Consider the following 26,426-nt stretch of genomic DNA (forward strand, 5'->3'; position numbering starts at 1 on the left):
GATTGCGGGTGCCTCACAGAGGCTCCCGCTAACCCTAATTTTTGCGGATTACCATTCGTCGGGTACACGTACCGCGACCACGTCGGCCTTAGCGCAGAGGCGCCCGTCACTGCTGAGTTCACAGTGCAGGATAGTTTTCTTGGGGCCACGCTCGACAATGGTGGCTTCCAAGAGTACTGGTTGATCAATAGCGGCGGGAGCCAGGTATTTTATGTCCAGCTTGCCGGTGGCGAACCAGATCTTGTCTCCGCTACCTACCGTGCGACCAGCCTGCAGATAGCCATCGGCGATAGCGGTACACACAGTGTGGCAATCGATGACTGTGGCGATAATGCCACCGTTCAAATACTGGGCGGGTCCTGCATTGTGGTAAGGGCTGGGAGTGAATAGACAGCGGGACTTATCCGGCTCTACCCAATAGCTTTTAATACGCAGGCCTTGGTCATTGTCCGGCCCGCAGCCAAAACAGTGGTTGCCTTGAATCTGATCCTGAATGGCGATTTGCTCAGTCATAACTATCCCTCGCTGTGGACGCGCATAGTAACGATTTGCGCCAGGGAGGGGAAGAAACTAACCTTGCGGACCTGCAATAGAGTTACCCAAATTATTTGGACCTAGATACATGGAAATATACGGCTTTTGCGCCCCCGGTTTTGAAGCCCTGTTCGAGGCTTTCGCAAAGAATTTTCGCGAGTGTGGAGATACCGGTGCCGCCTTCGCGGTGCGCCAGCATGGCGAGTTGATCTGCTCCCTGTGGGCGGGCAGCGCCGATCGGGATGGGGAGCAACCCTTTACCGAAGAGGCTCTGGTCAATGTGTTTTCATCCAGCAAAGGTGTACTGGCACTGCTGGCTATGCAGCAAGTACAGGCTGGCAAACTGGATCTGGATCGCCCGGTTGCAGACTATTGGCCGGAATTTGCACAGCACAAAGAATCTGTCACCGCGCGACAATTACTTAGCCATCGCAGTGGTTTGGTCGCTTTTCGCGAGCGGGTTAAAGACAACCTTATTTACGATTGGCAAGCGGCCTGCGATGCGGTTGCCGAAACAGCCCCCTGGTGGGAGCCGGGTAGTGAACAGGGATATGCGCCTTTTCTCTACGGCTGGAGCCTGGGCGGCCTGATCGAACGGGTTGCTGAAAAACCTCTGTTGGAACTTTATCGGGAAATGCTAGCCAAACCCCTCAATCTCGATGGTGGCTTTGGTGCGCTGGGGCATAGTTCAAGCCGAATTGCCGATGTGAGCCCATTGAAACAGCCATTGCCGGAGTTGCGTGAGAATGCCATTGGCCGGGCAATTAAAGAGGATCGCAAAGGCCCCGTGGCCATGGCGTTTAGCAACCCCGTTAGCTTAATGATGGGCACCAATAGCCCCGAGTGGCGCGGTGCCCTGATTCCTGCAGCCAATGGCCATTTCAGTGCGCGGGATCTTGCTGCAGTTTATGGGGACCTGGCGGGGGGAAATCCAATTACCCTGAGGCAAAAATGGGTCGATGAGGCTTCCCGAGAGCAGAGTCGTGGGCGGGATAAAGTATTGCAGGCCGAGGTGAGTTTTGGCTGTGGCTTTATCCGTAGTACTCAGGCGGCCGATCTGCGTTTTGGTGGAAAGCAAGGTTTTGGTCACCCTGGTGCTGGGGGCAGCGTCGGCTTTGCCGATCCGGAGCAGGGACTGGGGGTGGGTTATATCACTACACGTCTGGGGCAGAGCCTGTTTATGGATCGGCGCGCGGTTAGATTGGTCGAGACTCTGTACGGATTATTGAAATGACAGAAGACGTTTTAAAACTGATGGAGCGAATCGATGAGCTGGAGACTCGCTTGGCTTTTCAGGAAGATACGATTTCTCAATTGAATGATGTCATTGCGCGCCAAGATGCGGATATTCGCTCTGTAGTAGCAAGAATGCGTGAGCTTGGAGAGAAGTACAGCGCGCTGACCTTTGAAATGCAGGCTGGCGGCAAGCCAGTCGACGAAAAACCCCCTCATTACTGAGGAACATTAAAAGTAGGGGAATAAAGTAGGCGGGCACGCCACTTGATTGCCTTAATAATATGCTGGCGCAGAAATACAAATTTGCTGGCTTTGATGAAATTTATGTCGACAGGCATCGCCAAAATTTATTGAAAATAACTCGATGTCACTTCGGCGCTGCCTTAAGTATTAAAGCGTCTAAAAAAGTTTGTATTGTATCGTCTTTGCTATTGACAAACTTTTCCACACTCAATAGTGGGCTAACTGGCGCTCTAGTATTTATCGGCCCAGCTGGTACATAATTTCTTGCGTCGCCTATAACTCTTTGTTTTTAAAGAGAAAACTAGAGAGTTTAAAAAATAAACAAATCGCTGTAAGCGAGAGTCAATGCCGCCTGGCGGGGACCTTCGTTTATTAATGCACAAAGTTATCCACAGAAGCTGTGGAAGAAGTTTGCAGCGTTTACTTTTTGTGCAGCAACTTAGTGCGAAAGTGCCGCAAGCTGGAAATTCGATGCTTGCAATGGGGACTGGTCAATAGAACTGGTAATGGCTTCGCCGTAATCTTCACATAATTTGGTTGGGTTGATTCAGCCGCCGGTCAGCTTTTAGCTGGATAATGCCGGCACTGTGATGGAGCACTGGGTTCAGTGCGTCCCGATACCCATTTATTAAAAGTGCGTTAGGAGAACCAATAATGAAACATTGGGTAGCAATTCTCGCTATGGGCTCACTGGTAGGCTGTTCCACCCTGGATCCCTACACCGGTGAAAGCAAAACCAGTAATGCCGCCAAGGGGGCCGGAATAGGTGCCGTAGCAGGTGCTATTGTCGGCGTGGCAACAGCGAGTAAGAAAGACCGCAAGAAGGGAGCTCTGACTGGTGCTCTGGGCGGTGCCGCGATTGGTGGTGGTATCGGTTACTACATGGATCGCCAGGAAATGGCTTTGCGCCAGCGTCTGGAAGGCAGTGGTGTGAGAGTCCAACGTGAAGGGGACAACATTCGCCTGATCATGCCGGGCAACATCACTTTTGGTTCCAATCGCTCAGATATTCGCACGGATTTCTATGACACGCTCGAATCCGTAACGGTAGTTTTGCAGGAGTTTAATAAGACCGCCATCCGCGTGAGTGGCCATACCGACAGTACTGGTTCCGACGTGTATAACCAGTCCCTGAGTGAACAGCGGGCTAACTCTGTGGCGAGCTTCTTCAGCCATAACGGCGTTTCTTCCGGCCGCGTACAGGCTGTTGGTTATGGTGAGCGCTATCCGCTGGCCAGCAATAGTTCTGAGTCTGGCCGTCAGGCCAACCGTCGTGTTGAGTTGGAGTTACTGCCTCTGTAAACACTTTGTGCAGCGTATAAACTGCTGCACTGTCAATCACTGCGTCTCGATAACCCCAAGCCCAGGTGGAAGTCTTGTACGCAGTGAAGTTACTTTTCTTTTTTAGCTAATAAAATTCCAGTTGAAACCTTTCCCTCTGTATAAATTCTCTCCTTTCGATTTCTATTAGACACTGAGTTGCACAAGGTTCTAGCGGACACCCCGGACGTTTTTTACACCCATATAAGTTTTGCTCCGACAAATGATTCCGGTGCATAGCTGAAGGTTAAAAAACCCGGCGATTGGCTGGTTGGCTGTGCTATCTCTACATCTACTAATAAGTAAATAGTGGAGCAAAGCCGTGAGTCATCGCCTGTTCAAATGGAAATCCATATGGGTCTTTGCCTTGGTGCTAGTGGCCATCCAGGTTTTTGCCTGGCAGGAGGAAATGGCGGAATCCAGCACTAACCTGGAGGTCCGATTTGGCGCGGCTGCCGTAGTGGCACAGGTGGAGGTCATAGGTATTCACCGGGATGTAGACAGCGCGCTGTCGGAGCCGGGTGTCACGGCGATTTCAGGTTATGTCTATTCCGCGGTGCCAGGCCAGGTCTGGAAAGGTATTGTGGCGGACCAAATTACCTTTCGCCTGGGATTGGAATATTGCGACAAGAAGCTTGAAAAGGGCGAGCGCTATCTGATTTTTGCCAGGCTCGATAGCTACGGCAGGTTGCAGTTGCAGAGCTGTGATTCCGCGGTTGTTGAATCGGAGGCTGAGGCACTGTTGGCTGAGCTCAATGAATTCAGCTCCCAAGGCTGATTTCTCCAAAAGGCCACACTCATTAGAATATTCGGTTGTAAGTCGCGGGCCAGTTACAGCAATCCAGACTCTTCTGCGTAACCCCCGTGCCTTGAAGAACCCTCATGCCGGGTTATTCTTATCATTATTGGCGCCACCTTCTTTGGCCGATTGAAGTTGAACTTCCTTTGCTTCGGCGTCAAGAGGCTGCAAGGCCAGCGATTATCGCGCGGAAGTAGGTTCCCAGAACCCTGGGGGCTGGCCAAGCAAGAGCGCAATTCTTGTAACTGCCTGGGGTCGAGAGGTCGATATATGAAGAAGCTATTGATTCCACTGATCATCCTGCTGCTGATCATCGGATACTTTATGTCGCGTAGCGGCGAACATAAGGCCAAGGAAGCCTACGATTCGATGAACACTCCCAATAGTGAGCAGATGAATGACAGTTCCAAGCCACCTGGCAGCGGAAGTGATTCAACTACTCCCAACAGTACTACCACGCCACCAGACGGTATGGGTAACCCCGATGCACAGATGCCACAGGGCTCTGGGCAGACAGATCCAACACCGCCTGGGGGGAATGGCTCCAGCAGTGGGGAAGGCCCGGATACTATGGGGGCTGGATCGGGGGCTGGATCGACAGGGGATGCTGGCGCCGCGGGTGCTCTTCGTGGGCCTCCTGGTGAGCCTGGCGCAGAAGGGGACTCTGCAGATACGCCCAATGCAGGTTCAGATACCCCAGCGGGCAGCGTAGCGGAAGATGCCGCCAATGAGGCCCAGAAAGCTGTGGAAGGTGCAGACAATATGGATAGCACTACACCGGATGGCGATAGTGAGATGGATCAGGGCGTGGACAACAACGAAGACCAGCCCTAGTAAAAGGATTATTAGATACTCAGTTAATAAGGAGATATTGCGGGCCACCTATTGAGGCGGCCCGCAACCTGTGCAAAATGATCGAACATAAATGGCTACAGGGACATACCGTTTTACAGGTTCGGCCGCGTGGAAAATTTACCGCAGAGGATTTTCATCAGCTGGCAGAAAAAATAGATCCGATTATTCGCGAGCAGGGCAGGATAGAGGGTTTACTGATTGACGCTGAAGATTTTGCCGGCTGGGAAAATTTTGTCGCGATGGTCTCGCATTTTCGCTTTGTACATAATCACGAGAAGCATATCCAGAGGATTGCGGTGGTGTCAGACAACCCGGTTCTGAAATTTATGCCGCACCTGGTTTGCCATTTTATCAGTGCGGAGGTTCGGCCTTTCCCCCTAAATGATTATCCTGAAGCCCTGGCATGGTTAAAAAATCCGGGTTAGCATCGCGCACCGTTTAACTGTTATATGGAGTGCCGGTGAGTCCAGTCTTGGCCATTATTGCGACGACTTCCGCAGACCTGCCCAACGCCCAGGAATTATCCAGTCAACTCAACCTTCCCTGTTTGGGTGTTGCTTCCCCCAGCGAAATTAATGAGGTTCCCCAAGTATTAGCTTGTGGAGAGCAGTTGCAACTCTGTGCGACCGGGCGCAAAGCACCGGGGCCAGTTTCTGTTGATTTCGTTGGTGGGGCTTTGGCGCACCGACGCAAATATGGTGGGGGTAAAGCCCAGCCGGTTGCCAAGGCCGTGGGTTTGCGCCCTGGTTTTTACCCTCGCGTGTTGGATGCCACTGCCGGGTTGGGACGTGATGCTTTTGTGTTGGCGACTCTGGGCTGCGAAGTGAAGATGCTTGAGCGCAATCCGGTTGTACGCTTGCTCCTTCAGGATGGTTTGCGGCGATTGCAAGAGGCTGCCACTGCCGACCCGGAATTGGCCGCCATTGTTGGGCTTTTATCTCTGGCCGATGATGTTGCACCGGCCGCAGACTGGCTGGCCCAGCAGAGTGAGGAATCTTGGCCGATTGTTTATCTGGACCCCATGTTTCCGCCCCGGGGCAAAAGTGCCAAGGTAAAAAAAGAGATGGTGGCTTTTCATCATCTGGTTGGAGAGGACCTGGATGCGGACGATCTGCTAGAGCCAGCACTCAGGGCCTGTTATTACCGCACTGTGGTCAAACGGCCCAAGCTGGCACCATATCTTGCAGATAAAAAGCCAATGCTTTCTTTTGAAGGGAAGTCAGGGCGTTTCGATATTTACACCAAGCACGGTGTGCCGGGGTAATAGGCGGATTTTAAATAGAGTTGGCACCTACTAGTATTTTTGGATTTTCTACACCTTAAGTCATTGTCTAGCTTATCTACACTGGCAGATAGTCATTCGCTAAGTGCCTAATCCGATAGAGTGGAGGGGTAGCTGTGAGGCGTAACATCGACGAATCGCAGCAGCCAGATATATCCAACCGTAAAATATTCTCTGCCAGCGCTCTAGGCTTTCTCACCGCAGCAACGATCGTAACCAGCCTTCGCAATTTGCCCATGATGGCGCAGGAGGAGATGACGATGTTTTTCTACATCGGCATTTCCGCCCTGTTATTTTTGATTCCGGCTGGACTGGTGGCCGCCGAACTGGGCAGTGCTTTCTCCGACCGCACCGGCGGTGTTTATACCTGGGTGGGAGAGGCTTTTACGCCTAAGATGGGTTTTGTCGCTATTTGGTTGCAATGGGTGGAGTGTGTGGTCTGGTATCCCACCGAGTTGGGGTTTGCCGCAGCCGCTATTGCTTATGCGCTCGGAGAGCAGAATCTCGCCAGTAATACCTACTATATCGGCGGCTTCTGTATCGTTGCCTATCTTATTGCCACTGCTGTCGCCCTTTCGGGAACCAGATTTCTGGTGGTAGTCACCAAGTATGGATTCCTGGTGGGCACACTAATGCCTTGTTTGATTCTTATTGCCCTGGCAGTGGGCTGGGTGGTGATGGGAAACCCCTTGGGCTGGGAAACCGCTACCGACCCGGCTGTAGCCGTAAGGGAAGATGGGCAAGTACATCCGCGCTGGTTTCCCCATATTACCGGTCTCGGTGCTGTAGCCTTTCTTGGAGGGATACTGCTCTCTTTCGCTGGAATTGAGGCCCAGGCCAGCCATGTCTCAGAAATGCCCAACGCCCGCCGTGGTTATCCGGTTGTTATTGGCATTGCCGCTGTCGTTTCTTTTCTGATCTTTACGCTTGGGGCGCTCGCCATTTCTGCCATCCTTCCCTATCAACAGATATCAATAGAGACGGGATTATTCACAGCGTTTGGTCAGGGGTTTTCCCAGTTGTTGGGTATCGGTTGGCCGGTTCAGATTCTGGCGGGATTGATTGCTTACGGTGCCCTCGGGGGAGCCCTGGCTTGGTTGGCCGGTCCCAGCAGAGGGCTATTGGCCACCGCCCAGGATGGCATGCTGCCCCCCTGGTTTCAGCGGGAAAATGCTCGCGGCGTACAGAAAAATATCCTTTACGCCCAATGCCTGATTGTCTTGCTCATCTCATCGATTTATATCCTGGTGGATAATGTGTCGACCGCCTTTGTTTTGATCTCGGTTATGGCGATAAGCCTGTATATCATTATGTACTTAATGATGTTTGCTGCGGTTATCCGTTTGCGCTACACCCAGCCAGACCTTCCCAGGGGTTTTAAAATTCCCGGTGGAATCACCGGCGTTTGGATTACTGCAGGCACTGGCATGGCCGCAGTTTCTTTTGCGCTGTTGGTGTCCTTTTTTCCTCCTCAGCAGCTGTCAGTGAGTGACCCCAGACTGTATGTAGCTTTGGTCTTTTCTGGGATTGTTATTACGGTGACTATTCCGCTATTTATTTTCTACTGGCGTAAGCCCTCCTGGCGTAGAGAGGGTGGGCATAAGCAGCAATCTTTTTCAGACATTAACGAGTGACAAGGAGGTCGGTCGTGAAGCAAAAGTCGCCATTCGATATGTTTTTCGATGAATACAATGAGGATATCCCCGAGGATCATTTCCCCAGGGGGAGTATCTCTGCGCATGCGGCGGAGGCGATAGTTACCAGCGAGACCTGGTCTGATGCCAAGCCGGCCATGAATCTTTCTTCTTTTGTCACTACATTTACCGAGCCAGAAGCTTTCGATGTTGCTAAAAAACATTACCTGAAAAATTATATCGACCACGATATGTATCCGCAGTTATTTGCTATGGAAGCGCGTATGGTGCGCTGGCTGCATCAACTGTGGAATGGGCCTAAAGGAGTGAAGCCCTATGGCGCTGCAACTATAGGTTCCTCCGAGGCTTGTATGTTGGCGGGATTGGCCCATAAATGGAACTGGCGCAAAAAGAGAGAGAAGGCCGGCAGGGATGCTTCCAAGCCAAACCTGGTTACCGGGGCCAATGTTCAAATTGTCTGGGAAAAATTTATGCGCTATTTCGATGTGGAGCCGCGCATAGCAGCCCTAAAGCCTGGGCATTACCGCTTTAATAGCGAGCATCTGGATGAGCTGGTAGATGAAAATACCATCGCGGTGGTGGCGATTGCCGGGCAGACTTTTACCGGAGAAGACGACGCCTTTCGCGCTATCCATAATTGGTTAGACCGCTACCAGCAGAAAACAGGTCATGATATCCCAATGCATATAGATGGTGCCTCTGGGGGATTTGTAAACCCGTTCTTATACCCCAACTATCACTGGGATTTTCGCCTGCCGCGGGTAAAATCTATTAATGCGTCGGGGCATAAGTTTGGCTTGGTGCCACCGGGGCTGGGCTGGGTGATTTTTCGCGAGCGTTCCGTTTTTGATGAAGATCTGATGTTTTATGTCAATTACCTGGGGGGAGAGATGCCCACGGCAACTTTGAACTTCAGCAGGAATGCATCACCGGTTGCCTATCAATACTACAACTTTATTCGTCTCGGTTTCGAAGGTTATAGAGATATTATGCAGCACACTTTGGCGAATGCGCAGCTATTACGCCATCGTCTGGTAGAAAGCGGCTACTTCGAAATTATGAATAAAACCCAGCGTATTCCTGTAGTGTCGATGACCCTGAATTCTAAATATACCAATTTCAATGAATACGATATATCTGACAAGGTACGTGAACGCGGCTGGGTGTTATCCGCCTATTCAATGCCGCCTAATGCTCAATCGGTAAATTGCTTGCGTATTGTAGTGCGACCACACCTTAATCTGAATGCGATTGAAGGTCTTGCTGACGATATTATCCATGCGTGTGAGTGGCTAGAGCAGCATGGGGGTAATGCCACTCCACCAAAATTGCATGATCCTCATAAGGTAGCGGCGAGTAAATGTTAAGGATTTGATTTATCTCTGTAATGATTGTTCAGAAATCAATGAATAAAAAAATAAGGCGACTTAAATTGTTCTATAGAGAAGATCGAATCCAACGGTAAATTCTATGGAAAGGTGTGTGCTGAACAGCGACTTGCAGGAGCCGGAAGGCCCGGTTTGTTTACCTGACGGCCAGATATTCGTTGCTGAAATGTCGAGCGCGCGGAATTGTGTTAGTCGCATTGATATACGTGGAGGATATCATCAGGTCGGCCATCCCGGCTGGCGGCCCAATGGTATGGTGATCGATGGCGATGGCAATTTTTGGATAGCGGGAGGCGGGGGGAAAAAGCTGGTACACATGAGGCCCGATGGAACAGTCCTCAATACTTATCTGGGACCTGCAGATCGCCCCTATCTTTGGCCCAATGACCTGGTATTTGGTCAAAATGGTTTGCTGTATATGACGGACTCCGGCATTGACCCGGATAGCTTTGTTGAGGGGCAGGCAATCCGCCCTGACTTCCGAAAGTGTGATTATGATGGGCGGGTATTTGAAATTGACCCTAGTAATGGCCGCGTATTGCGCTTAGTAGATACGGGTTTGTTATTCCCAAATGGCATTGCATTTGATGCCGATGACTTACTGTATGTGGCAGAAACCCTAACAGGAAATATCTACCGTTACGATCTCAGCTCCTCAGCCCCCGGTGAATCTGAGCTATTTGGCAATGTTAACCTGGGATCACCAGAAGAATTCATTGGGCCTGATGGAATGGCTTTTGGTGATGATGGCCGGCTTTACTGTGCCGTATTTGGTCAGGGTGATGTGAGTGTTTTAGATCACGATGGCAGGGTGGCTGAGCGCATTCCGACTTGCGGGAAGCGCCCCACCAATATCGCTTTTTGTGAAGATCAAAAGGGTGGGGCGGTGGTGACAGTTTTAGATGCTGGTTGTTTGGAATGGCTGGGCCTGCCCTGCCGAGGTAGAGATTTATATCACCCCGAGATACGAACTTTACTTGGTTAATACAAAAGAAAATGTAGGATTACAATAGCGCAATGTTCAGAAGCCGTTTCATAACTTCTTTAGCGTAATAAACATGCAGTCGATATAGAAAAAAGCTCTAGAAGCCAAATAGGGATCTCACCTAACGGCCAAGCAGTAGTAGTTTCCGAGCCATACATAAGTTCGCTCAGTTTTCCAGCGTCACATATGCCTTCGAAGTTATCTACCATCTTATTTCGAAGGCTTTCTTCTATTCCTACGGTGAGGGCAATTCAGGTCAATTTTACGGTGGGCGAAGCTATTGCGTAAGGGGGCAGAATCTGCAGCTTGGTCGTACACTAGGCGCCGATATTTTGTATTTTTATAGATGACATTGAGAAGTGGATGTAATAAATTTACTCCTGCTGGTGAGGCCGAAGTAACGGTGTATCCCAATGGAATACCCTTGTCATTGACCACCACCGTCCACTTTGTACCCTTGCCTGCTTGGTTTTTCCAGTTTCTGCTCCTTTTTTTGCTGAAGCAAAGCTGACATCCGAAAAACTTCTTCCCAGTCAAGCAGGGATCTTTGATCGGACTGTCCGAGAAATTTTTGCCAAGCCTCCAGCCAAGCGCCCGGTTCTTCCCAAACTGAAGCCTTCTCCAGCAAGTACTTTGCGATGGGTAAGGTGGGGGAAAATCCTTCCATCGGACTCCTTAGCGCAAAATTCATAAGATATCTTCAAAACATGCAGGGTTATCAATGGGCTCGGGGCCATCTATTTCACGTTTTAGCTGGGGAAGGCAAGGTACAATCAACTCCAATTGAGCGTCGGTTAATTCTCACTTAAATCTATTCACGTTTGCTGGTCTTATTATTTCATGAGACCGCAAGAATAACTGATTTCAAGATATTAAGCAGTGTCCAGTAGTAGTTGGCTAACCTCTCCTATATTCCTATTGCAACTGCCATACCTAGTGGTAGTAGAGGACGCCTGCAGGATGATTGTGTTTTATACAGACAGGCCACTCCCTAAGGGAATCTCTACCAGCTGAGTATCCTTTTGGGGCGATGGTAAATCAAACCTTAATGTGAGTACGGCTATCTAACTCAAGCAGTTGTATTAAATTTTATGGATATATACGTATCAAATGCATATAATATATTAGTTAGGCATGATTGGGTTTAGGATATTTTTTAATGAAGGTCTTTGTCAAAAAAATTAAGCGATCAACTTTTTTTTCGAGAAAAGATGAAGGAAAGTACATAGTTGAATTTTCATTTCAACTATGTGCAGATGATTCTCGTCACGCTCGATCAACAAATGCAGGTAAATCCAATGTAAAGTTAGGTGGAAATTCTGCTCGTTTTTTCTTTCGGGATGACCTGGAGCTCCCACACCCTGACTTATGCGCTTTAGCAGCACTTAAGATTATAAGCCCTTATATCGGCAGTACTTTAGTTATGGATAGGCCGGTATCATATAAAATGGCTCAAGCGATAAAGAGGGCCTACCCAAATATAGCATATGTCAATGCTGCAGACGTTAAGCCTAGACAAGCAATTAGTGAATCACCAGCAGTATCATTTTCTGGAGGCGTGGATAGTGTCGGTGTTGCTTCAGTTTTAGAGGAGGGCGTACCGCTAGTACTTTTAGCTAGAGTTTTTCATCCCGATATAGGCCCATTTGAAACTTGGTATAATACATCTTCAAATGTCAAGACTTTAGAAGCCATGCCAGCAAGATTCAAGAAAATTGTAGTTTATAGTGATTTTGAATTTTTGAGCACTAATGGGCACTGGTGTATTTATCCCGATAGTTATGCGTTTACAATTCCCTGTATATTACTCGCCGACAAATTGAATTTGTCTCATATTTTGACTGGAGATATTTCATTTGCCTTTACAGGAGATGAAACTATTTATAATAAAGATCTTACTACTCGGCATGGTACATTATTTGAGGCTGTATCTTTACCATTGGAGTATCCCTGCAATGGGTTGGGAGAGCTTGGAACGTTGAGGCTGGCGAATCACTATGGTCTTGATGATATCCCAACTAGTTGCCAGTACGGTTTTTTTAAAAAGCCTTGCATGAAATGTATTAAATGCTTTAGAAAGTCATTATATGCTTGGGCAATTTTCAATAAACCTTTGTCGGATAAGCAGCTGTCTGTTTTCGATATGTGTGCTCCAGTAAAAAAACTGGCTCAAGATGAGAGCAGGAATGGTTGGAAGATCATGCCAACTTATAAATATGTCTTCAGTAAAATTGGTAGAAAATTTTCCGGTAATATTGGAGTTATTCAGTCTAGGGCGGAAAAGATAAATTACGATGTGGGTTTTGTAGATAAAATATACCCGGGCGCTTATAACTCATCCTCTGCGAAAAATAGACCAAAATTTATAGTGAGGGCGCTGGAGAGAATTGAAAGAATTGTTCCGTATATGTCTCAAGCAGATGAGCAAAACTTTAAGAAGATGGATTATAAAAAATATGTAAGTAAGGGGTGAGCAGAGGGCAGCAAGCCAATGATGGATAATTTTTAGCAGTCAATTCTTTTTGGCTGCTGGGCTCTGAGTATTCCAATATTTTTTCGCCAGATTTGGTAGAAGTTTATCATTTTCTGGGGTATTGAAAATTCTTTATCATTTCTTTACGGTTAACTAAAAAGAGTTTATCTATGACCAAACCTACTTTCTAATTGGATGCCATCATCAAAGCTTTGGGTGAAGGCAAAGACCTCAATGGCAAAGATGGCATCTTGACCTCTCTGATCAAACAACTCCTTGAAGTTGTCATGAAAGTGGGGTTGGAGGAGTACCTTACCAATACGGAGCGGAGCTTTACAAAGGTACCTCTGAACTTCAAGTTTGGCGTGAGCGTGATCTGGAGGTGATCTAATTCATTTCCTAGTTTGATGCTATCCACGACATAATCAAGGAAAATAGTCGCTACCCCAACAAGCCCATTTACGTGAATCTTAGGCTCAATATCGAAGGATAGAAGGAGCTGCAGGGGCTCTACTCATCAGACCAAGAAGGCGCACATGACTGACTGACAGCTCTACCAACCCCTGCAATCGTGTAGTTAAAGATATCCTAATAGTTTATGTTGGTGGTCTGTAGGGTTTTCCAGAGGCCTAGTGGGGGGATCTTTATCTGATGGTGATTAGGTTCTAGTGCGGTAAATGGCCGACTCTCTCGGCTTACTTTAAGTATCCATAATACAGCCGCACACTGACCTAAACCACTAATGTGGAAGAGGTTGTCCATAGGGATTTCCACAAGTTGACTAATACCAAAGGCGGTTTCGCCAATGAGGGTAGCTGACTGAGGCTTCTCTACGCCGTTTTACTAAAAGCCACCGAATGCTGGGTACTCCCGATTCAATATTGGAGTTCGATTGCAGTAGTTGATGTTTCACTTCCCTGATTGTTTGGAGAAATGTATCAACCTGTAAGGCTATTATAATTACTGACAAAGAGTCCTGAGCGCTAGCAGTTATTATTTTCTGCTCTGTCTGGTGATTATTCTTCTATTGATTGCCTTGTTTAATTTTTATTGATTGTTTGGGTGATGTGAGTGTTTTAGATCACGATGGCAGGGTGGCTGAGCGCATTCCGACTTGCGGGAAGTGCCCCACCAATATCGCTTTTTGTGAAGATCAAAAGAGTGGGGCAGTGGTGACAGTTTTAGATGCTGGTTGCCTGGAGTGGTTCGGCCTGTCCTGTCGCGGCAGAGAGTTATTTCATCCAAAATTATATACGTAATAGATTTTTCGTTTAGATGTTACGGTGTGATAAAGGAAAGCGAGCATGCAAAATTTAATACTAAAGTTTGCTTGCCATGAATTATAAATTGTTGGCTTTACCAATCTGATCGAACTGAGCGAGTCTAATTGTGCTCATAGTGGGGGGTGCTTAACAAACCAGAGAGATGGTTAGTTTTATAATTCAACTGAAAGAAATATATATTTTACTCTAGTTTTATGGGGGGTAGTTGAAGAGTCCTGTTCTGTTGGTGAGTGTTGTAAGTAGGTAGTATCCGTTTTTAGTTGGTGTTGAAATTTTGTAAAGGGTTTGGTTTCACGTTTTAGTTGTATTGTAATAGAGGGCACAATTGGATTCTTTATGTTGTTTTTTGTTGTTATTCTTGAGTCGAAAAGAAAGCAGTTTGTTGTGTTTTCTCGGGGTGAGATAGTGCCCGTGAAGGATACCTCACCTAAGAGAATGGGTTTGATTATTTATATCCGTATTCAATGGCGTAGATGTGGCAATAAGCATTGCTTGACCCACTCCATAAAACATCAGTAAAACCACGAAGGTTAATCGAGTCGCCGCTATGATAAGCTGCCAAAAGCATGCTTATGCTTGAAGAATACCCGATATCATCAACTTTAAGCCAATAACCTCCACTACAAGAACTTCCGTTGTTCTCAAGTATAATGCTGACGTCACCATTATAATAGGACGTTATTCTCTGTATTTGGGAAGTTGGGGAACGTTCAATGCCGGCAAATGCTGAACTGGCATATAAAGTAATCAGAGTTAATAAGAGTGCTCTTTTCATGAAGGGTAAAGCTGTAGTTAGTTTAATGTGCGGCGTTTGCCAGTTGATGGCGCTGATTATATGGGTTTGTGTTTTCTGGGAGAAGGGGGTGTTAAAAATAATTTCATTGCGCTTGAACTTTCGCTTTTTTTTGAAAGTATTTTTAATGTTTTTTTGTTTCTTTTTTTGCTTTTAGTGAGCTTTTCCGTTTTTATTATTTTTATTTGTTGGGATATTTTTCTCTGCAGGTTTGACTTGTCAGTTTTTTAAGGGGGTGGTTATTTTTTTGGGTTTGTTGGGTTGGTTTTCAGTATGTATACTTCGCGCGCAATTTGGGGTGGCACGCTAGATGGGGGTGTTGCTCTCAAAGGTAGGTTTTTCTAGGTTTTTTATAAAAAGTTTTCCTATAAAAATGCATTTATAAAGTACGGTTTCTAGCGTGCTTTATGTCTTCAATCCCCGGTGATGCCTTTTAGAGATGTTTATGCGCACTTCGTTTTATTTTTTATTGGTGCTCTTTGTCACTTTTTCTGCTCATGAAGCTGTCGCTTCGGGGATTATGAAGAATGGATATACGGTTTATCGTGGGGATGTTAATGATGACGGACGTGAAGACCTTTATTTTGAGTACAATAGACCAGTAATTCTTATACATGGAGATATTGCTTCTCCTCTGGTAATGCCCCAGCTGCCGAACTTTGTTCTGTACTTAAATCGAGGGAGCGAGAGCTATAAAGATCCGGTTGAAATAAGCCTGACAGAACAAGAAGTCGCAAATCTCGATCAGCTTGAGGATAGTCTTTCAGTATTTGGGGACTTCAACGGTGACGACGCAACAGACTTACTATTTATCGATACCATGCCACTGGTTATACATGCCCAAGGGAATGGGCTACCAGAGCTTGTTCAGACCCTGTCGGTTGAAAACCGGGATGATGAAATTTCTTATGCGGCGGCCATTCTCACCAGTGTAAACCCTGACTCTATTGTGGTGTTGGATGAAAATAATGATGGTAGGGCGGATATATCTGTAGGAGACTTTATGTTTCACGCAGATGAATCTGGGGTTTTTGGTAGCTATACCACTCCAACCACAATTCAAGCGCCCAATATGGCTGGAACCTCTGGAGGCCAATTCCGGGTTAGTGAATCCGGTGCGGCAACTTACTCTTTTCCAATAGCAACGGCTACTGGTACAGCTGGTGTTGTACCAGAAATCTCCCTGAACTATAGCAGTAGTGGTAGTAATGGTTTAGTCGGTAAAGGGTGGGCTATTGGAGGTCTTTCTGGAATTTCCCGCTGCCGTCAGACGCTGTCAATTGATGGAAATGTGGGGCCTATCAACTGGACAGACTCAGACAGGTTCTGCCTTGATGGTCAGCGCCTAATAACAGTAAATGACTCTCAATATGGCGCTGTTGGTGCCGTATATAAAACTGAAATGGATTCCTTTGTCAAGGTAACTTCACTTGGCGGCAGCCTTGGAAATCCGAACCACTTTATGGTAGAGCGCAAGGATGGATCAGTCAGTTATTACGGCGAGAGTGATGACTCTAAGCAGCTTGTAGGAGGCAATGTACTTACTTGGGCACAAAATAGATTTGAGGATAGTGTCGGTAACCACATTGAGTATCTGTATGATGGGGATTCAGAATCAGGGCACCGTGTCAGTTCAATTCGATACGCTTATGGTTCTGGCTTCTATGAGGCGGATGTAGAGTTTGTTTATGAAGATCGTCCTGAGCACCTTAGAGGCTATACCGCAGGTTATGCACTCAGTACTACTAAGCGCCTGGATAAGATTATCTCCAGTTCTAATGGTAGAGTGATACGCGAATATAAGTTGGGTTATAAGCCGGTTCTGCCATTTATTCCCGGTGAGAAATATAATGACAGAACCTCATTGCTAACTTCATTACAAGAGTGTGTAGATTCTAACTGTCTTCCTGCAATCAGTTTTGAATGGCTGCAAGCTCCATGGATGCAATACGGAACTCAGTCAGAAGCTATTGATTTTTCTCCTACCAATAACCGATTTTTGAGCGATTATAAGTACGCTGACTTCAATGGAGATGGCAAGCAGGATATCGTTTGGATTGAGGGGTACAATGACGATGGGAGTGATACTGACATTCGTGTTAAATACGCGATTTCTTATGGCTCGAAGTTCGTAAAACAAAATTTCACGGGTGGCTTGTTTTCTTCCGAGTATTTTACCAGTGCCAATGTTGGTGAGGGTTTTTCGATACGAGTGTTGGACTACAACGGCGATGGTCGGCATGATTTGGCGATCTACAATCCACGTACTACCAAGTATGGAATTCCAGGCAATTATTGGCATGTTTTTTTAAGCCGTTATGATACTGGAAGTAAGCGTTGGAAATTGGATTCCAGACCAATAAGTACGGGTAGATCAAATAAAGATGCGATCTTTGCTGATTTTAATGGTGATGGACTGGCTGATTATATTTCTGTCAGCTATAGCAGCAGTACGGGTGCAAGAGTACTCGTTAGGCTGATGGAGCCTTCAGGGGATGACGTTTCATCTTATAAGCATTATAAATTCAGTGATGAATACACCAGTTATCCCTTAAATATTTCTGGTGCTAACAGCATGAAGTCTAGCGGCCGAGTACCCGATACTTTAGGGGACTTTAATGGCGATGGAGCTATGGATATTCTGGTGGCAACTTCCGCTGGATTTGAAGCAGCAGTATTTGATCAGGAAGCGGGAGAGTTTCACTCAATTGGCCTTTTCTCTACAACAAATACTTCAAAAAGCCCGATAGCAGTAGATATTAATGGGGATGGCCTAACGGATGTTGCCTATCCAGGAAACTCTGGTGGCTTGTTTGGTCAACTAAGTACAGGAACTGGATTTGTTAGTTTGGGATACTTGGGGGGCAGTAAGGGAACTTTTGTTGATCTAAATAATGATGGTTACCAAGACTTTGTTTGGCCGGTTTCTTATAGTGATTTTATTTATGTACGTTTCTTTGATCAGAACACCGGTACTTTTGTTGACACTGATGACCGTAAGACTTTTGATGCTATTTTTCCTTGTACCTCGCAGGCAAAAGAACTCAATATCGCCTGTGGTGATCTGAAGGATAACGACTTTATTTGGTTTGCTGATACTAATGGGGATGGCGAGCCAGATTATCATCGCTATGAAAGTTCCAGTGGTAAAGTATATACCCGCCTGGATAACTCAAAAGATTCGCAATACAGCAATACTCCACGTAATGTAATTCATAAGATTGATAATGGGTTGGACAATATTACCCAGATCACTTATGAAAATATGGTAGATGGAGAAGTCTATTCTCGTTTGGATGTAGCTACATCAGGAAGTGTGACCGATTTCTACTCTGCATTAAATGGCGAATGGATACTGCCAAGCGGAAGCCAAACTTTAGGTAAAGACAAGCCTGTACTGGATATTTTAAGCCCAATGTATTTGGTGGCTAAGGTAGAAAGTTCTGCCCCTGCCGCCGCTGCAGCACCTGGTTCTGTCGACCAGTCCGCCCTCAGCTCGGTTTCTTACCACTACCATCAGATGAAACTCCAGGCTGCTGGAAGAGGGATGTTAGGCTTCCAAAAAGTTAGCACCACTGATAATCAAACTGGTGTAGTAACAGAAACCACCTATCGACAAGATTTTCCTTTTGTAGGTATGCCCCTACAAACAGAAACTCGCTCAGCAGAAGGGCAACTGCTAAGCCGAGCGAGCAACAATTGGCGTCTACAGGGCTGGAATGGTAGCGGGAAACCTCTGCCGTCTTATCAGCCTTATATTTATCAAGCGGTGGAAGAAACTTATGACTTGAAGGGTGCCGGTAGTGCGCAGGGAGAATTGCTGCAAAGTGTTACCACCACAAACAGCTACGATACCTATGGCAATGCGCTCAGTATTGACGTTGTCACTAAAGACGGCATCTCTGGTGACCAGTTTGCTAAGAAAACGGAAAATACCTATGGCAGCAATGTTTGGGAAAAAGAAAAGGGCCGTCTAACTGCAACAAAGGTGACCAGTTCCCGCCCAGGTATGCCCAGCCATATCCGTGAGTCGGCCTTTAGCTATTATGCATCGGGCATACATAAAGGCCTTTTAAAAATCGAGGTTATTGAACCTAATAAACCAGAGTACAAGCAGATTACCGCTTATGAATATGACAATTTTGGCAACGTTAGTAAGAAGACGGTAACTGCCCCCGGCGAAGTCGCTCGCAGTGCAAGAACGCTGTATGACCTCTCGGGCCGCTATGTGTTTGAAAGCTACAATGCCCTCGATCACCTAACCGAAAGGGTAGTATCCCGCAACCACTTTGGCGCTCCGTTGGAAGTTAAAGGGATGAATGGGCTGGAAACCGTGTTCGCTTACGATGGGTTTGGTCGTGAAACCATTAGCCAGAGCAATACCGGCGCGGATAAGCTGACGGATTATGATCGTTGTGTTATCGCCTGTCCGGCCGGTGCACAATATATGGTGACCACTCATAGCAGTACCGGTAGCTGGAGTAGGGAATACTTCGACGCACTGGGGCGCTCTATACGGACTGAAACCAAGGGCTTCAACAGTAAAATCTATACCGATAAAGAATACGATAATCTAGGCCGCGTGAAGTTTGCCAGTGAGCCTTATTTCTCTGGTGATACCCGCCTATGGTCCAAAATGGAGTATGACCTGCTCGGCCGCCCAAGCCGTGTCACTGCGCCAGATGGCTCAGTGTCCAGCATCACCTACAGCGGCCTTGAGACCATCACCACGAATGATAAAGGCCAGCAAAAAACTGAGATCAAAAATGTTGCTGGGGAGCTGGTAGAAGTCATCGATGCGATTGATGGCCGCCTCACCTACGAATATGACAGCCAGGGTAACCTGTATAAAGCCAAATCCTGGGGTAAAACCAATGCTGCAGGTGCTCATATCGACGAGGGCGACGGTCTCAGTTATCCCATTGTGGTTACAATCGAATATGACGATCTGGGCCGAAAAACCCGTATGGACGATCCCGATAAGGGAGAGTGGCACTACGAATATACCGGCTTTGGTGAGCTGAAAAAACAAACCAATGCAAATGGACACACCGTAGAGTTAACCTACGACGAATTGGGCAGACAGTCCACGCGTATTGAAAAGTCTAAAGGCTCTTCCGCCCCCACTAGCGATGTCATCTGGTTGTATGACAGTGCAGCCAATGGTTTGGGCCTGGTGGAAATGGTTATGGACAGCGTCTCTGGATATCAGGCGGTGTATGAGTATGACCAAGTTGGCCGAAATCATATCCAGGCGGTGGACTTTGATGGGGCTGGTACACAACCCTCTTATGTCACCACCACGGTATTTGATGGTCATGGCCGTGTCGAATACAGCTACGATGCGCTCGATAGTATACTCGATGGTGGCAAATCAGGGACTCAGAATTTCTACAATACCTATGGATATCTCTACAAGGTAGTAGACTTGGCCACCGGGGACTTGATTCAAGAGGTGAAAGCCCAGACCGCTCGCGGCCAACTGAAAGAGCAGCTATTGGGTAACGGCGCAACGTCTAATTTTACTTTCGAAGCTGCCAGCGGCCGCCTAACAAAGCAGACCTCTACGGTATTGGGAGCCTTTGGTATCCAAGATATCAGCTACCAGTGGGATACCCTCGGCAATCTCACCAGCCGTCACAACCAGAGCGGAAGCAAGGATCTGCGTGAGAGCTTCTGCTATGACAAGCTCAACCGTTTGATAAAAACCCATATTGGTAACAGCAATGTCAACTGTAGTGGCCTAAGTACGTCCGAACAGGATATCCGCTACAACGCTATCGGCAATATCACCTTTAAAGCCGGCGTAGGGGATTATATCTATGGTGAAAATGGCGCTGGCCCCCATGCGGTGACAACCGCCGGAGGCGTTAGCTATAACTATGACCTCAATGGCAATATGACTTCGGATGGTTTTGATGGTGGCCGCACCATCAGCTACACCACCTTCGATAAAGCCTCCCTGATAAAAAAGGGAAATAACACCACAGAGTTCCTCTATGGCCCGAGCCACAGCCGCTATTACCGCAAGGATACCAATAGCAGTAATGGCGAGGTGACAGAGACCTGGTATATCGGCGGTATCGAGCGTATCCAGAAGTCCAGTAAGCCCAATGAGATCGAGTGGAAGCGTCACCTGGTGGGCACGGCGGTCTATACCGTAAAAACCGACAAGGAATTCAAGGTACTCTCGACTGATAAGCTGTTCCTCTACAAGGACCACCTGGGCTCCATGGATCTCATTACCGATAAGGCCGGTAAGGTAGTGCAGGAAATGTCCTTCGATGCCTGGGGGCAGCGCCGCAATAGCGCCAACTGGAATGCGTTATCCCTGACTGCGCTATCGAACTTCGATCACAGCCGCACCACCCGTGGTTACACCGGCCATGAAATGCTGGATGAGGTGGGGCTGATTCATATGAATGGCCGTATCTACGACCCGCGTCTGGGGCGCTTTATGCAGGCGGACCTTATTGTTGATGGTAAGTTTAATACTCAAGGCTACAACCGATACAGCTACGGGAAAAATAGCCCTCTGAGTGGCGTTGATCCAAGTGGCTATGGATTTTTCTCAGAGGTATTCGATGACATCTTGGGTATTACTGAGAGTTCAATTCTTAATGCGGTTGCTCAAGCTGCGGCTTGTTATTATGGAGGCCCAGCAGGTTGTGCTGCCTACGCAGCGGCATCTGCTAAAGGACATGGAGCATCTTGGGGGGACGCATTTAAAGCAGGAGCTATAGCTTATGTTTCGGCCTACGCGTTTGGAGAAATTGGTACTGGTTATGAAGCTGGTGCTATTTCCTTGGGTGAAGCAGCTCTCTATTCTGGCTTAGTGGGCGGCACAATGAGTGTTTTGCAAGGTGGAAAGTTTGGGCATGGTTTTGTTTCTGCTGGAGCAATGGCAGCTACGGGCCCACTAATAGGAAATATAGGCAACAGAGCTGCTCGCGTTACTGGCCGAGCTATATTGGGTGGTACAATTTCTAAGCTTACTGGTGGTAAGTTTGCAAATGGTGCAGCGACAGGAGCATTTCATGAGGCGGTTAGTTCAAGGGCATCTGATAAAAATATCTCTGATGATGATTTAGTGGGGAAAATGGTTCCTGAAGTCCAATGGAATCAACTTGATGATGCAGCTGCATATCAATATGCCGCAGAAGGGTTAGCGGCAATGGAGGGGGATTTGAATGTCGATCAGGGGGCCCTTCGAGTTGCCCAATATAGGTTGGGTGCCCATCGAGTTATATCAAGCTTGGCTGCATCTACACTAACTTCTAAAGAGGTTTCTTGGGGAGTGTTTAACCATAATTTTTATCGCGATCAAAAATATATTGCTATTGGTGGTGCTGGCGTTTTGTGTGGAGGTTTTTTCTCAGCCTGTACTAGTGGGTTAAGTTATTACGGTTATGGCCAATTAGGAAAATCCACTTATGATTTGGTTACTGACCCTTCTGCCGGTAATGGGTATCGTTTTGGTGTAAATGTTACTAGAGAAGTGTTTACAACAATGGCACATCAAGGGGCACCAGCACCAATCAAACCTATCATTTGGTTTAATGCAGCTGTTGGTGAGGCTGCGGGGAGGATTCCAGTTGAATAGCCATAGAAAAGTTCGGGAATTTATTTTAATCTTTAGTACTGCTTTAGCCTTAGTTCCTGTTTGGTTTGTAGGGATAGTCGAGGTCGAGATTTGGGTTTTGTTGCGAGTAATTTTGTTGTTTTGTGCATTGATGCTCGGCCTAAAAATTTATGATCTACTTGGTGTGTATGAACTAAAGGTAAGGCTCGTAAGGTATGGTTTTTTATCTTCTGCGCTTATCTCAGTAATTTCTTTTCAGTTTTTAAGGGGAGGGTTTGCTGGGGCTTCAGAAAGAGAGTGGTTTGTTGCGGTTTCTTTTTTGCCGTTAATCACTGTTGTGCTTTTGCAGAAAATAGTTTCTTTTAGGGGGTTGGGTAAGGATGAGTAAGGAATAACTGGGCTCAGAGTAAAATGTTGGTGTTATATGTCTCTTTGTGAGAACAATAGGGCTGGGAGTAAGTGGTCGGTGCTGATTTGACTTTCGAAAATGTCTTTTTATAGGGTATTTTGATGGCTAGGTCTTTAATAGTTTTAATAGTGCTTCTCTGCGGCTGTTCTCAGGCATATTCAGATTCTGAGAGTTCAGATTTGAATGGAAAGGTATCTGGTTTTATGGAAGGGGCAGGGTCAACTTTAATAAAATTGATTCCGGAGATGCGCAATTACTCGAATGGTGAGCCTGTCTATACTGATAAGTTTTTGTGTTCTATAGATCCTGATACAAATGAGAGGGGAAAGTATTTATTTATAAAAAATTCTTTGCTCTTGATAATAGGAGAGGAGTTTCCTTGTGAGCGAGGTATAGATGCTTATAGGCGATACTTTACATTAGAAGATGACGCTCTTTACTGGGTGTCCTTGGCGTCAGGAAATGAAATGTTTCTCAATTATTTTGAGAGGTTAAACGGTGTTTGTAAATTACGTGATCGGTATCCTGAGTCTATACGTTTTTTGAAGCATCGCACTCATACTAGTATCGCGAAAAGGCTTCTACTTCAGTGGAAAGAATGCGATAGGTAATGGATAAGGCTGGGAGAATGAATGCTTTAAGTGGTCTTAAGTGCTGGCATTGTATGGTTATTCAGGAGGATTATATAGTTGGGAGTAAGTCGTGAATGCTGACTTGGCTTTCGAGAATCAATTTTTGATTAAGATTGGTTTGAATATGGGGTAGGATATTGTATTGGTTAATGGTTTTTAGACCTTGCTTTAAAAAATAACCTTTTTGTTCTTTTCAATTCCTTCGGTTAAGTCTTCAGTCACTTATGATATTGGTCCTTTGGGTAGGGCCTGTCCTGATGGTGCATCTATTAAATTATGATTCTTAAGTGGCTCCTGTAAAGAGTATTATGAGTGAATATTAAGAATTAAAAATTAATAAAGGTGATTTTTACGTGGTATGGGAGTGTTTTAAAGGTTTAAATCATCAATTAAGATTTTCAAAAAATGTTGGTGTGAATGGTTTCGAGCTTATTGTATATCATGTATAGAAAATAGAGTTCTTCATGATTTTGGATGGCTAACTATTATTTATAGGGATTATAAACTCTCTAAACGAGCTAGGAGATGTTCCCTCCCAACGCTTAAAAGCTTTACCAAACGCACTCTCATCCGCGTACCCAAGTGCTACGGCAATTTCTAGGTTGGTTTTTTCGCCCTCTCTTAACCACTGCTTCGCATAATAGCTGCGTACCTCATCCTGTAGTACACGGAAGTTAAGTTGTTCTTCTTGTAATTTTCGCGCTAGGTGCCTTGGGCTAAGGCAAAGGCGCTGTGCGACTTGCTCACGTGTTAAGTTTGGAGCTTGCTGCAGCAATAGGGTTACTTTCCGGTGCAGGGATTTCTTTGTAAGCGCCTGTAGGAGGGCTTCTGCCTTTGGCTTTAAGCAGGCCTCCACTTCTTTATCTGCGGCGATTAATGGCAGCGACAGATCTTTAGTGGGAAATTGGATTGCCGAAATCCCTGCATTGAACTCAACGGGTATTTGTAACAGTGCCTGATAGCGTTGCTGCAGGGCAAGGCTAGGCGCAGGGTAGGCGAGCAGTAGTTTGAGGGGCTGAAACCTCCCACCGGTTAACATTCGGGTTTGCGCAATACAAGCAGCGAGCACCGTTTCTACCCGGATTTGCGCAAAATTCAGGAAGTTGGGGTGATAGCAGAGGTTTACCGAGAATGCATCGCGTCGCAGTTCAAAGTGCCCACCTTCGCCCAGCAGTGGGTGGTAACTAATCAATTGCTCTATCGCCTCTCCCAAATCTTTTTGCGTCATCAGCAGGTAACCAACTAGGCCGATTTGGTTGGCCTGCATGGCAAGCCCGAGCTTAATACCCAGTAGAGTGTCGGGGTAGCTATTGATTACCGACTCCCACAGCCGCTCCTGCAGATGAATAGAGATGCGTTCCTTCTGGTGTATTTGGGACAGGATTTTATTGGTTTCCCCCGGTATAGGGAGATCCATGCTGGCTAAAGCCTCTAGTAAAGCTTTGGTATAGCTCAGATTAACGCTTCTGGTGTCGGTCAAATCCATTATGAATGTCCCAAAATAACCAGTACCTGCCCGATAATGACGATCCTTAGTGTGTTTGTCACGATATATTCCTTCTGGCTCGGCTCTTAAACAAGTCAACAGGGAGGGGCAACTACCGTGAAACCTTACGCCGTAATTGGTGCCGGTCCTATGGGGCTTTGCACCGTTCGAAATTTACTCAAATGCGGTATTCCCTGTATTGGCTTTGAGTCGCACAGTGATGTGGGTGGCTTATGGGATATTGATAACCCCACTAGTACTATGTATGAGTCGGCCCACCTTATTTCCTCCAAGAAAATGACTGAATTCGCTGAGTTTCCGATGGGGGAGAGTGTTGCTGACTACCCAAGTCATCGGGAGATGCGGGATTACTTCTGCTCCTATGCGAGAGAATTTGGCCTTTACGGCCATTACGAGTTCGACACAGAAGTTTTGAGATGTGAGCGCAGTGGAGAAAACTGGCTGATTACCACTCGTAGAAAGTGGCAGGAAAGAACTCGGGAGTTTAGCGGATTACTCATTGCCAGCGGCACTTTGCACCACCCCAATCAGCCTGCACTTCCAGGCCAATTTAGCGGGGAGTTGTTACATTCTGCACAATACCAGTCCTCTGAAATCTTTGCTGGAAAAAGAGTCCTGTTGATTGGTTGTGGCAACAGTGGAGCGGATATTGCTGTAGACGCAGTCCATAAAGCGAAAAGCGTTGATATCAGCCTGCGCCGAGGCTATTACTTTCTGCCGAAGTACATAGCCGGTAAGCCTATCGATCAGCTGGGCGGCAAGTTTCGGTTACCTCTCTTTGTTAAGCGGCGCCTTACAAAAGCGCTGGTCAAATTCTCTTTAGGCAGCCCATCTCAATATGGTTTGCCAGAGCCCAATTATCGACTCTTTGAATCCCACCCGGTAGTCAACTCCTTACTGCTGCATCATATTGGCCATGGCGATATCAACCCCAGGTCTGATATCAAATCGGTGCATGGGAATAAGGTGAAGTTCTCAGAGGGTGGATGTGGAGAATATGACCTGATCGTACAGGCCACCGGTTACAAGTTGCACTATCCGTTTATCGATAGCAGTGAACTGAACTGGAGTGGTTATGCACCGAGCCTGTATCTGAATGTATTTCATCCTGAATCCGATAACCTATTTATGATGGGTATGGTGGAAGCGGCTGGATTGGGGTGGGAAGGGCGTAACAAGCAAGCAGAGCTTGTTGCCCTTTATATTCGCCAGTTAATTTCTGGTGCACCGTCTGCTAGTAGATTTAGGAAAATCATCCAGCAGAGATCGGCAAATCGTGTAAACGGCGGTATGCGTTATCTGGATCTTGAGCGCATGGCGTATTACGTACATAAAGAGGCCTATTTAAAGGCACTCAGAACGCATAAGGCAGATTTACAAAAAGACCTGCTACCGCGAGAGGAGGTTTTTCATACAAATGGATCAGAAGCGACTTCCTGATAGGAGCCTC

Annotated in this window: 18 protein-coding genes; 14 read left to right on the forward strand and 4 right to left on the reverse strand. The window is 46.8% G+C overall.

The window, feature by feature from the left end; genetic code table 11:
• Positions 1 to 48 precede the first annotated feature (48 nt).
• A complete protein-coding gene (locus ACJJIC_RS12335) occupies positions 49 to 513 on the reverse strand; it encodes a PaaI family thioesterase (RefSeq protein ID WP_444909769.1) in 465 nt (154 codons plus the stop codon).
• A gap of 109 nt (positions 514 to 622) precedes the next feature.
• Between ACJJIC_RS12335 and ACJJIC_RS12340 the strand changes: the two genes are divergently transcribed.
• The 10 genes from ACJJIC_RS12340 to ACJJIC_RS12385 all read left to right on the forward strand — a co-directional run bounded on the left by ACJJIC_RS12340 (position 623) and on the right by ACJJIC_RS12385 (position 10,297).
• A complete protein-coding gene (locus ACJJIC_RS12340) occupies positions 623 to 1,768 on the forward strand; it encodes a serine hydrolase domain-containing protein (RefSeq protein ID WP_444909768.1) in 1,146 nt (381 codons plus the stop codon).
• Entirely contained in the window at positions 1,765 to 1,992 is a 228-nt protein-coding gene (locus ACJJIC_RS12345) for a SlyX family protein (protein ID WP_252085696.1), read from the forward strand. Before ACJJIC_RS12340 ends, ACJJIC_RS12345 begins: the two co-directional genes overlap by 4 nt.
• 675 nt (positions 1,993 to 2,667) lie before the next feature.
• Positions 2,668 to 3,315 (forward strand): YiaD family glycine zipper/OmpA-like lipoprotein, encoded by a 648-nt coding sequence (locus ACJJIC_RS12350; protein WP_252085697.1) that lies wholly within the window; start codon positions 2,668 to 2,670, stop codon positions 3,313 to 3,315.
• Positions 3,316 to 3,655: 340 nt separating this feature from the next.
• Positions 3,656 to 4,111 (forward strand): hypothetical protein, encoded by a 456-nt coding sequence (locus tag ACJJIC_RS12355; protein ID WP_444888869.1) that lies wholly within the window; start codon positions 3,656 to 3,658, stop codon positions 4,109 to 4,111.
• 291 nt (positions 4,112 to 4,402) lie between these two features.
• Positions 4,403 to 4,966 carry a hypothetical protein gene (locus tag ACJJIC_RS12360; protein WP_445357058.1) on the forward strand — a complete coding sequence of 188 codons (564 nt, stop codon included), beginning with the start codon at positions 4,403 to 4,405 and terminating at the stop codon, positions 4,964 to 4,966.
• Positions 4,967 to 5,043: 77 nt separating this feature from the next.
• Entirely contained in the window at positions 5,044 to 5,412 is a 369-nt protein-coding gene (locus ACJJIC_RS12365; protein WP_252085700.1) for a SpoIIAA family protein, read from the forward strand.
• Positions 5,413 to 5,447: 35 nt separating this feature from the next.
• Positions 5,448 to 6,251 carry a class I SAM-dependent methyltransferase gene (locus ACJJIC_RS12370; RefSeq protein WP_444888871.1) on the forward strand — a complete coding sequence of 268 codons (804 nt, stop codon included), beginning with the start codon at positions 5,448 to 5,450 and terminating at the stop codon, positions 6,249 to 6,251.
• A gap of 134 nt (positions 6,252 to 6,385) precedes the next feature.
• Positions 6,386 to 7,903, forward strand: coding sequence for an amino acid permease (locus ACJJIC_RS12375; RefSeq protein ID WP_445357059.1), 1,518 nt, complete (start codon positions 6,386 to 6,388; stop codon positions 7,901 to 7,903).
• Between the two features lie 14 nt (positions 7,904 to 7,917).
• The gene (gad, locus tag ACJJIC_RS12380; RefSeq protein ID WP_445357060.1) at positions 7,918 to 9,291 is read left to right on the forward strand and encodes a glutamate decarboxylase; all 1,374 of its coding nucleotides are present in this window, start codon (positions 7,918 to 7,920) and stop codon (positions 9,289 to 9,291) included.
• Between the two features lie 115 nt (positions 9,292 to 9,406).
• Positions 9,407 to 10,297, forward strand: a complete 891-nt coding sequence (locus ACJJIC_RS12385) for an SMP-30/gluconolactonase/LRE family protein (RefSeq protein ID WP_445357061.1) — start codon at positions 9,407 to 9,409, stop codon at positions 10,295 to 10,297.
• Between the two features lie 427 nt (positions 10,298 to 10,724).
• Here ACJJIC_RS12385 and ACJJIC_RS12390 read toward each other — a convergent pair whose 3' ends face one another.
• Positions 10,725 to 10,964 carry a hypothetical protein gene (locus ACJJIC_RS12390; RefSeq protein WP_445357062.1) on the reverse strand — a complete coding sequence of 80 codons (240 nt, stop codon included), beginning with the start codon at positions 10,962 to 10,964 and terminating at the stop codon, positions 10,725 to 10,727.
• A gap of 492 nt (positions 10,965 to 11,456) precedes the next feature.
• Between ACJJIC_RS12390 and ACJJIC_RS12395 the strand changes: the two genes are divergently transcribed.
• Positions 11,457 to 12,770 (forward strand): DUF6395 domain-containing protein, encoded by a 1,314-nt coding sequence (locus ACJJIC_RS12395; RefSeq protein WP_445357063.1) that lies wholly within the window; start codon positions 11,457 to 11,459, stop codon positions 12,768 to 12,770.
• Positions 12,771 to 14,498: 1,728 nt separating this feature from the next.
• Here ACJJIC_RS12395 and ACJJIC_RS12400 read toward each other — a convergent pair.
• Positions 14,499 to 14,828 (reverse strand): hypothetical protein, encoded by a 330-nt coding sequence (locus ACJJIC_RS12400; RefSeq protein ID WP_444909759.1) that lies wholly within the window; start codon positions 14,826 to 14,828, stop codon positions 14,499 to 14,501.
• Positions 14,829 to 15,291: 463 nt separating this feature from the next.
• Here ACJJIC_RS12400 and ACJJIC_RS12405 point away from each other — a divergent pair, with 463 nt between their 5' ends.
• Positions 15,292 to 22,449 carry an FG-GAP-like repeat-containing protein gene (locus ACJJIC_RS12405; protein ID WP_445357064.1) on the forward strand — a complete coding sequence of 2,386 codons (7,158 nt, stop codon included), beginning with the start codon at positions 15,292 to 15,294 and terminating at the stop codon, positions 22,447 to 22,449.
• A complete protein-coding gene (locus ACJJIC_RS12410; protein ID WP_444909757.1) occupies positions 22,442 to 22,816 on the forward strand; it encodes a hypothetical protein in 375 nt (124 codons plus the stop codon). The genes ACJJIC_RS12405 and ACJJIC_RS12410 overlap by 8 nt, the downstream gene beginning before the upstream one ends.
• A gap of 1,131 nt (positions 22,817 to 23,947) precedes the next feature.
• Here ACJJIC_RS12410 and ACJJIC_RS12415 read toward each other — a convergent pair.
• Positions 23,948 to 24,955 carry an AraC family transcriptional regulator gene (locus ACJJIC_RS12415; protein WP_445357065.1) on the reverse strand — a complete coding sequence of 336 codons (1,008 nt, stop codon included), beginning with the start codon at positions 24,953 to 24,955 and terminating at the stop codon, positions 23,948 to 23,950.
• 117 nt (positions 24,956 to 25,072) lie between these two features.
• Here ACJJIC_RS12415 and ACJJIC_RS12420 point away from each other — a divergent pair, with 117 nt between their 5' ends.
• Positions 25,073 to 26,416: a flavin-containing monooxygenase gene (locus ACJJIC_RS12420; protein WP_444909755.1), complete on the forward strand. Its 1,344-nt coding sequence runs from the start codon at positions 25,073 to 25,075 to the stop codon at positions 26,414 to 26,416.
• The last annotated feature ends 10 nt before the right edge of the window (positions 26,417 to 26,426 follow it).

Source organism: Microbulbifer mixtoriginis (SeqCode), assembly GCF_052468275.1.

What these genes read in the sequence shown, in the direction of transcription:
- ACJJIC_RS12340 (WP_444909768.1), top strand. Translation starts at nt 623, where the DNA reads ATGGAAATATACGGCTTTTGCGCCCCCGGTTTTGAAGCCCTGTTCGAG.
- ACJJIC_RS12415 (WP_445357065.1), bottom strand. Translation starts at nt 24,955, where the DNA reads ATGGATTTGACCGACACCAGAAGCGTTAATCTGAGCTATACCAAAGCT.
- ACJJIC_RS12335 (WP_444909769.1), bottom strand. Translation starts at nt 513, where the DNA reads ATGACTGAGCAAATCGCCATTCAGGATCAGATTCAAGGCAACCACTGT.
- ACJJIC_RS12400 (WP_444909759.1), bottom strand. Translation starts at nt 14,828, where the DNA reads ATGAAAAGAGCACTCTTATTAACTCTGATTACTTTATATGCCAGTTCA.
- ACJJIC_RS12365 (WP_252085700.1), top strand. Translation starts at nt 5,044, where the DNA reads ATGATCGAACATAAATGGCTACAGGGACATACCGTTTTACAGGTTCGG.
- ACJJIC_RS12405 (WP_445357064.1), top strand. Translation starts at nt 15,292, where the DNA reads ATGCGCACTTCGTTTTATTTTTTATTGGTGCTCTTTGTCACTTTTTCT.
- ACJJIC_RS12395 (WP_445357063.1), top strand. Translation starts at nt 11,457, where the DNA reads ATGAAGGTCTTTGTCAAAAAAATTAAGCGATCAACTTTTTTTTCGAGA.
- ACJJIC_RS12345 (WP_252085696.1), top strand. Translation starts at nt 1,765, where the DNA reads ATGACAGAAGACGTTTTAAAACTGATGGAGCGAATCGATGAGCTGGAG.
- ACJJIC_RS12390 (WP_445357062.1), bottom strand. Translation starts at nt 10,964, where the DNA reads ATGGAAGGATTTTCCCCCACCTTACCCATCGCAAAGTACTTGCTGGAG.
- ACJJIC_RS12350 (WP_252085697.1), top strand. Translation starts at nt 2,668, where the DNA reads ATGAAACATTGGGTAGCAATTCTCGCTATGGGCTCACTGGTAGGCTGT.
- ACJJIC_RS12360 (WP_445357058.1), top strand. Translation starts at nt 4,403, where the DNA reads ATGAAGAAGCTATTGATTCCACTGATCATCCTGCTGCTGATCATCGGA.